We start from the raw sequence: 8,945 nt of genomic DNA on the forward strand, positions 1-8,945 counted from the left end.
ACGCCCCGGACCCCGCCGAGCGCGACGGGGCCCGGACGACGGTCCCACCCCCGCACCACATTCACCGGAGCGACGAGACGGATGGCGGAGATGAACGCCCAGGCGAACGAGGACCGGCTTCGGCGAGCCATGGCCGCTGTCCTGCAACTTCAGCAGCGCAACGCCGAGTTGGAGAACCAGCGGCACGAGCCCGTGGCGATCGTCGCGATGGCCTGCCGACTGCCCGGCGGAGTGACCACACCGGAGGAGTACTGGCGGCTCCTCGCCGAGGGCCGCGACGCCATCGGCCCGCTGCCCGCCCGCTGGGACGGTCTGGAACTCTACGACCCCGACCCCGGCGCCACCGGCAAGAGCTACGCCGACCAGGGCGGCTTCCTCGACGACCTGGACCTCTTCGACGCCGACTTCTTCGGGATCTCGCCCCGCGAGGCCGTCTCGATGGACCCGCAGCAGCGGCTCGTGCTGGAGACCTCCTGGGAGGCGCTGGAACGCGCCGGCATCCGCCCGGACACCCTCGGCGGCAGCCGCACCGGCGTGTACCTGGGCGCCATGCGGGCGGACTACGAGACCGGGCACGCCCCCCTCGAAGCCCTCGACGGCTACCAGGGCACCGGCATCTCCGGCAGCGTCGTCTCCGGCCGGATCAGCTACGCGCTCGGACTCCAGGGCCCGGCCCTGACCATCGACACCGCCTGCTCCTCGTCCCTCGTCGCCATCCACTCCGCGCTCGGCGCCCTGCGCTCCGGCGAGTGCGACCTCGCCCTGGCCGGCGGCGTCACCGTCATGAGCTCCCCCGCCATGTTCGTCGAGTCCAGCAGGCTCGGCGCGATGGCCCCCGACGGGCGCTGCAAGAGCTTCTCCGCCCGCGCCGACGGGGCGATCTGGTCCGAGGGCGTCGGCATGCTCGTGCTCAAGCGGCTCTCCGCCGCCCGGCGCGACGGCGACCGCGTCCTGGCCGTCGTCCGGGGCTCCGCCGTCAACCAGGACGGCCGCAGCCAGGGCCTCACCGCCCCCAACGGGCCCGCCCAGCAGCGCGTCATCCGCGACGCGCTCACCGCGGCCCGGCTGGACCCGGCGGACATCGACGCCATCGACGCGCACGGCACCGGAACCCCGCTCGGCGACCCGATCGAGGCCGGTGCCCTGGCCGAGGTCTTCGGCCCGGGACGCGACCCCCGCCGGCCCGTCCGGCTCGGCTCGTCCAAGTCGAACATCGGGCACACCCAGGCCGCCGCCGGTGTCGCCGGCGTGATGAAGATGGTGCTGGCGCTCCAGCACGAGACCCTGCCCATGACCCTGCACGTCGACGAACCCAGCCCGCACATCGACTGGGAGAACAGCGGACTCGCCCTGGCCCGGGAGGCACGGCCCTGGCAGCGCGGCGAACGCGTCCGGCGGGCCGGTGTCTCGTCGTTCGGCATCAGCGGCACCAACGCCCACCTGATCATCGAAGAGGCCCCCGCGCCGGAACCGCCGGACCAGGACGGACCGCGGGGCGACGGTGCCGTCGACGCCCCGGCGCACCCGCTGCTGCTGTCCGGACACGACCAGCAGGCCCTGCGCGGCCAGGCCGCCCGGTGGGCCGACTGGCTGGAGGAGCACGGCCATGACACCGACTGGCACGACATCGTGCGCACCGCCGCCTCGCACCGCGCACAGCTGGAGGCCCGCGCGTCCGTGTCGGCCGCCGGACCGGCCGAGGCCGCCGAGGCACTGCGGGCACTGGCCGGGAGCCTGCCCCACCCCGGCATCGTCACCGGCACGGCACGCGAGCGCGGCAAGGCCGTGTTCGTCTTCCCCGGACAGGGCTCGCAGTGGGCCGGCATGGGCCGTGAACTGCTGGAGCAGAACGAGGCGTTCCGCACCGCGGCGCAGGAGTGCGACGCCGCCCTGGAACCGTGGACCGGCTGGTCGGTCCTGGAGGTGCTGCGCGGCGAGGCCGACCCCTCGCTGACGCTGGAGCGGATCGACGTGCTCCAGCCGGCCCTGTTCACGGTGATGATCGGCCTCGTGGCGGTGTGGCGCTCCCTGGGCGTGGAACCGGCCGCGGTGGTCGGCTCCAGCCAGGGCGAGGTGCCCGCGGCGGTGGTGGCCGGGGCCCTGTCCCTCGCGGACGGCGCACGGCTCACCGCGCTGCGCTCGCAGGGCCAGCTGCGCGAGTGCAGCGGCCGGGGCGCGATGGCCCTGGTGGAACTGCCGGTCGCCGACGTGGAGGCGCTGATCGCCCCGTACGGGCCGGCCCTGTCGATCGCGGTGGTCAACACCGCCTCGTCCGCGGTGGTCTCCGGCGACGTGGACGCGGTGGAACGACTGCTGGCCGAACTGGCGGACACGGACGTCTTCAGCCGCCGCATCGCCTCGGACACCGCCGGGCACAGCGCCCACATCGACCCGATGCTGCCCTGGCTCACCGAACGGCTGGCGGACCTGCGGCCGGACGGCTGGCGGGTGCCGTTCTACTCCACGGTGACCGGCGGAGTGCTGGAGGGCACCGCCCTGGACGGCGGCTACTGGTGCCGCAACGCCCGCGAGACGGTCCGCATGGACCGGGCCCTGGACGCGCTGGTCGCGGACGGCTTCGACGTCTTCGTCGAGATCTCCCCGCACCCGGTGCTGGGCATGGCGCTCACCGGCGCGACGGCCGCGGCACAGGGCGCGGTGGCCGGCACCCTGCGCCGCGACCACGGCGGGACCGACCAGGTGCTGCGCTCCCTGGGCGCCCTGCACACCCAGGGCTTCGAGGTCGACTGGCCCCGGGCCCTGGGCAGCGGCCCCAACGCACGCGTCGTGGACCTCCCCACCTACGCCTTCCAGCGCCGCGCCTACTGGACGGACGTGCCCGGTCTCCGGCCGGCCGCCCCCGGCACGACCGGGGCCCGCACCACCGGACCGGCCGACGACGGCACCGCGTCCACCACCGGCCCCGCCACCCTGCGCACCCGGCTCGCCGCCCTCGACGGGGCCGCGCGCCTGGACGAACTGACGCGGACCGTGCAGCGGGAGGCGGCGGCCGTGCTCGGCGCCGCCGAACCCGTACCGGTCGGCAAACGGCTCCAGGAGCTCGGCCTCGACTCGATCATGGCGCTCCAGCTCCGCAACCGGCTCACCGAACTGACCGGCGCGGTCCTGCCCACCAACATGGCCTTCAAGCACCCGACGCCCGAGGCCGTCGCCGCCCACGTGCTGGACAGCATCGGCGACCTCGGCGACGAAGCCGCCGGGACCCCGCTCACGCGCTCCGCGCGGCGCGACGAGCACCCGCCGACCGAGGGCCAGCGACGGCTGTGGTTCCTGGAGCGGATGAACCCGGGCACCCCGCAGTACAACACCCCGCTCGTGCTGCGCGTCGCCCGCCGGATCGACCCCGATGTCCTCGCCCGCGCCCTGCGCCGGGTGACGGACCGGCACGAGGCGCTGCGCACCGGGCTGGAGACCCGGGACGACCGGCTCGTCCAGGCGGTGCGGGACGACCACACGCCGTCGTTCGCCCACGAGGACCTGTCCGGGGCCGGTGCGCAGGAGATCGACGAGCGGATCCGCCGCGAGGAGCGGGCACCGTTCGACCTGAGCGGCGGGAGCCTGCTGCGCTGTTTGCTGCTGGACACGCCGGACGGACAGCTGCTCTGCCTGACCCTGCACCACGCCGTCGTCGACGGCTGGTCGCTGACCCTGCTCACCCGTGAACTCTTCGACACCTGCCGGGCCCTGGCCGGGGGCGACGGGTCCGAGGCCCCCGAGGTCGCATTCCACCTCGGCGACTACGCGGCCTGGGAGCAGGCGGCCATCGCCGAGGGGCGCTTCGAGGACGGCCTGCGGTACTTCGGGACGGAACTCGACGGCATGGGCCGGCTGGAGCTCGCACCGGTCACCGTCGAGGACGGCGACGAGGGCGGCACGATCGGCTTCACCCTCCCGGCGGAGCTGCACACCGCGCTGGAGGCCCTCGCCGCCCGGCAGTCCGTCACGCCGTACACCGTGTACGCGAGCGCCTTCGCGGCACTTTTGGCGCGGACCACCGGCACGTACGACTTCGGCCTCGGCACCGTCTGGGCCAACCGCCAGCTCCCCGGCGCGGAGGGGGTGCTGGGCTTCCTCGTCAACACGCTGCCGCTGCGCTGCGACCTGACCGGCGACCCGGCGTTCACCGAGGTGCTCGCGGCGACCGCCGCGCGGGTGATGGGACTGCTGGAACGCCAGGACGTACCGCTGACCGAGATCGTGCGGGTCGCGGGCGGCGAGCGCACGGGCGAGGAGAACCCGCTCTTCCGGGCCGTCTTCAACTACCGCGGCAGCTCCCTGCCCGCCCTGGGCGAGGGCGACGACGCCTGGATCCCGTCGGACGACGCCGCGGTCGGCGGCGGACCGCGCGGCGTGGCCAAGTCGGAGCTCGGCCTCACCCTCGCACCGTTCGGCGGGGGAATGCGGGGCGAACTGGAGTTCCTGCCCGGAACGGTGGACCGGGCCTCGGCACAGCGGATGGCGGAGGGCTTCCTGACGCTCCTCGCCTCGGTGGCGGCCGACCCGGACCGGCGCGTGGGCGAACTGGACGTGGTCGGCGGGGCCGAGCTGGCCTGGCTGGAGGAGCGCGGCGGCCGGTCGGCGGACTCGGTGACGGGCGCCTCGGCACTGGGCCGGATCGTCGAGCGGGCCCGCCTCGCCCCCGACGCGGTCGCGCTGGTCTGCGACGGCACGGAGGTCCCGTACCGGGAACTGCTGGTGCGGGCCCGGACCATGGCCGGCCACCTGCGGTCGGTGGGAGTGGGCACGGAGAGCCTGGTGGGGGTCCATCTGCCGCGTTCGGCGGATCTGGTGGTGGCGGTGCTGGCGGTCTGGATGGCCGGTGGCGCGTACGTGCCGCTGGACCCGGAGTACCCGAGGGCCCGCCTGGAGCACGTCATCGGCGACAGCGGGCTGACGGTGGTGATCTCGACGCGGGACGGTGCGGGCGAGGTCGCGGACGACCGGATCCAGGTGCTGCTGGCGGACGCGATGCCGGCCCCGGACCCCGGGGCGTCGGTGCCGTCGGATGTGGTGCTGCCGGGGTTGTCGGATCTGGCGTATGTGATCTACACGTCGGGTTCGACGGGGCTGCCGAAGGGTGTGCAGCTGGAGCACGGGCAGTTCGCGAATTTCTGTGCGGCGATGGATGTGCGGGTGGGGGGTGGTGCGGGTGATACGTGGCTGGCGGTGACGAGTCTGTCGTTCGACATCTCGACGCTGGAGTTGTTGTGGACGTTGACGCGTGGTTACCGGGTGGTGGTGGCGCGGGGTGGTCCGGCGGGGTGGGCGGAGTGTCTGCCGTATGCGCCGACGCATCTGCAGTGCACGCCGTCGCTGGCCCGGATGCTGCTGGCGGACGCGGACGGGCGGGCGCTGGTGCGGGGTCTGGACCGGATGCTGGTGGGCGGTGAGGCCCTGGACCGGGGTCTGGCGCGCAAGCTGCTGAGGCTGTGCCCGGACGGGCTGATGAACATGTACGGGCCCACCGAGACCACTGTCTGGTCCGCCGCCTGGAACGCGGTGGCCGGCGAGGTCTCCCTGGGCGAGCCGCTGCTGAACAACCGGCTGTACGTGCTGGACGAGGGGCTGCGGCGGGTGCCGCGGGGGGCCCGGGGCGAGCTGTTCATCGGTGGCCTGGGCGTGGCCCGCGGGTACCTGGACCGCCCGGAGCTGACCGCCGAGCGCTTCGTCGAGGACCCCTTCGCGCCCGGCGGGCGCATGTACCGCACCGGCGACGTGGTCCGCTACCGGGCGGACGGGTCGCTGGAGTTCTGCGGCCGCGCGGACGCGCAGGTCAAGTTGCGCGGTCACCGGATCGAGCTGGGGGAGATCGAGGCGGTCGCGGCCGAGCTGCCCGGGGTGGCGCAGGCGGCGGCGGTGGTCCGCGAGGACGTGCCGGGCGACCCGAGGCTGTTCCTGTACCTCACCACCGCCCGGGACCGGGCGGCGGACCCGGAAGAGCTGCGCACGGCCCTCGCCGGACGGCTGCCGGTCTACATGGTCCCCGACCGGCTCGTCCCGCTCGACGAACTGCCCCACACCCCCAACAAGAAGATCGACCGCAACGCCCTGCGGGAACTCGACACCCCCCGCACCACAACCCCCGACACCGGCCCGATCGGCGGGGACGAGGTCGAGGCACTGATCGTCGGGGCGTGGGCCGAGGTCCTGAACACCCCGCACATCGACCCCGACAAGGGCATCTTCGAGCTCGGCGCCAACTCCATGACCGCCCTGCGCGCCCACAAGATCATGTGCGCCGGGCTGGGCCGGGAGTTCCCGCTGTCCGTGCTCTTCCGCTACCCGACCGTGCGCCTGCTCGCCGCGTTCCTGCGCGACGGCTCGCACGCCACCCTGGTCCGCCAGGAGTCGGCCGCCCGCCGCGAACGCGACGGCGACGACGCGGTGGCGATCGTCGGCATGGCCTGCAAGCTGCCCGGCGCCCCCGACATCGACACCTTCTGGAACAACCTCCGCGAGGGCGTCGAGTCCATCTCCTGCTTCACCGACGACGAACTGCGCGCGGCGGGCGCCACCGACGACGAACTGGCCGACCCCGACTACGTACGCGCCAGGGGCCTCGTGGACGACCCGGACCTCTTCGACGCCGCGTTCTTCGACTACTCGCCCGCCGAGGCCGAGGTCATGGACCCGCAGCACCGGCTGTTCCTGGAGACCGCCTGGCAGGCCGTCGAGCACGCGGGCATCGTCCCGGGGACCTTCGACGGCAAGGTCGCCGTCTTCGGCGGCACCGGATTCGGCGGATACCCGCAGGAGACCGCGGGCGACCTCTCGTCCTTCTACCGCTCGATGATCGGCAACAAGAGCGACTACCTGGCGACCCGCGTCGCGCACAAGCTCGACCTGCGCGGCCCGGCACTGACCGTGCAGACGGCCTGTTCGACGGGGCTGGTCGCCGCACACCTGGCCCGCGAGAGTCTGCTGCGCGGCGAGTCCGACGTCGCGCTCGTCGGCGCCTCGTCACTGACCATCCCGCTCAAGCGCGGCTTCGTGCACCAGGAGGGACTGGTCGTCTCCCCGGACGGCAAGTGCCGCGCCTTCGACGAGAAGGGCGCCGGCACCGTCTTCGGCAGCGGCGCGGGAATCCTCGTGCTGCGCCGGCTGTCCGACGCGATCGAGGCCGGGGACACCGTGTACGCCGTCCTGCGCGGCAGCGCGGTCAACAACGACGGCTCCGCCAAGGCCGGTTTCACCGCGCCGAGCGTCGCGGGCCAGGCGTACGTCATCGCCGAGGCCCAGGCCGCCGCGGGCGTCGATCCGGCCACGGTCGGCTACATCGAGGCGCACGGCACCGGCACCCGGCTCGGCGACCCGATCGAGGTGCAGGCGCTGCAGCAGGTCTTCGGTTCGGCCGACCGCGAGGAGCCGTGCGCGATCGGCTCCGTGAAGACCAACATCGGGCACGCCGACGCCACCGCGGGCATCGCCGGGATGATCAAGGCCGCGCTCACCGTCCACCACGGCGAACTCGTCCCCAGCCTCAACTTCGAACACCCCAACCCCGAGATGGGGATGGACCCCAATCTGTTCCACGTCAACACCGAGACCCGCCCCTGGCACGAGGACGGACCCCGCCGCGCGGGCGTCTCCTCCTTCGGCATCGGCGGCACCAACGCCCACGTCGTCCTCGAACAGGCCCCGGCACGCCCCGAACCGGACCCGGCCACGGCCGCGGACGGCGCGGTGCCGGTGGTGCTGTCCGCCCGCGACGAGACCGCGCTGCGCGAGCAGGCGGCCCGCTGGGCGCAGTGGCTGTCCGACGGGCACGGGGCCCCGCCCGCGGTCGTCGCCGCGACCGCCGCAGGGCGCCGCACCCACTTCGCGCACCGGGCGGCCGTCACCGGCGCGAGCACGGAGCAACTGGTGGAGGGCCTGACCGCGCTGGCCCGGGGACGCTCGCACCCGGACCTGGTCGGCGCGGTGGCCCGCCCCACGGGCCGGACCGTGTTCGTCTTCCCCGGCCAGGGCTCGCAGTGGGAGGGCATGGGCCGGGCGCTGCTCGACCAGTCCCCGGCGTTCGCCCGCACGGTGGCGGAGTGCGACGCGGTGCTGGCACCCCTGACCGGCTGGTCGGTGACCGACGCGCTGCTGGGCCGCCCCGGCTCCGTACCGCCGGCCGAACGGCTGGACGTGATCCAGCCGGTGATGTTCACCGTGTACGTGGCGCTCGCCGCGGCCTGGCGGGAACTGGGCGTGGAACCGGCCGCGGTCGTGGGCCACTCGCAGGGCGAGGTCGCCGCGGCGGTGGTCGCGGGCGCCCTGACCCTGGCGGAGGGCGCCCGGATCATGGCCGTGCGCAGCCGGGCCCTGCAGGGCGTGGCGGGAATCGGCGCGATGGCGGTCGTGGAACTGCCGCTGGCCCGGGTCCGCGAATGGATCGCCCCGTACGGCGGCCGGATCTCCGTCGCCGCCGTCAACACCCCGCGCTCCGTGGCACTCTCCGGCGAGGCCGAGGCGATCGAGGACCTGCTGTTCGCCCTCGACGACGAGGACATCGTCTGCGGCCGGCTGGAGGCACCCGTCGCCTCGCACAGCCACCACATGGACGCCCTGCTGCCCGCACTGGAGGCGGAGCTGGCGGACCTCGCGCCGAGGGCCGGGCGGATACCGTTCTGCTCGACCGTCACCGGGACGCTCCTGGACGGCACGGAGCTCGACGCCGCGTACTGGTCCCGCAACCTCCGCGAACCCGTCCGCCTCGACCGGGCCCAGCAGACGCTGCTGGACATGGGACACGACGTGTTCATCGAGGTCAGCCCGCACCCCGTGCTCGCCATGCCGCTGACCGAGGGCAGCGACCGGGCCATTGTGACCGGCACCCTGCGCCGGGACCGGGGCGACCGCGAGGAGTTCCTGCGGACCCTGGCCGCCCTCCACGTCCACGGCCACGCCGTCGACTGGGCCCGCGCCCTGCCCGCCCCCGC

At 74.2% G+C, this 8,945-nt stretch carries 1 protein-coding gene; it reads left to right on the plus strand.

From position 1 onward, the window contains the following. Nucleotides 1-90: 90 nt before the first annotated feature. The coding region (locus EAO76_RS44305) for a non-ribosomal peptide synthetase/type I polyketide synthase (RefSeq protein WP_187438433.1) at nucleotides 91-8,945 on the plus strand (8,855 nt) is incomplete at its 3' end.

The sequence above is a fragment of the Streptomyces sp. sk2.1 genome (assembly GCF_008120935.1).
Lineage (GTDB): Bacteria > Actinomycetota > Actinomycetes > Streptomycetales > Streptomycetaceae > Streptomyces.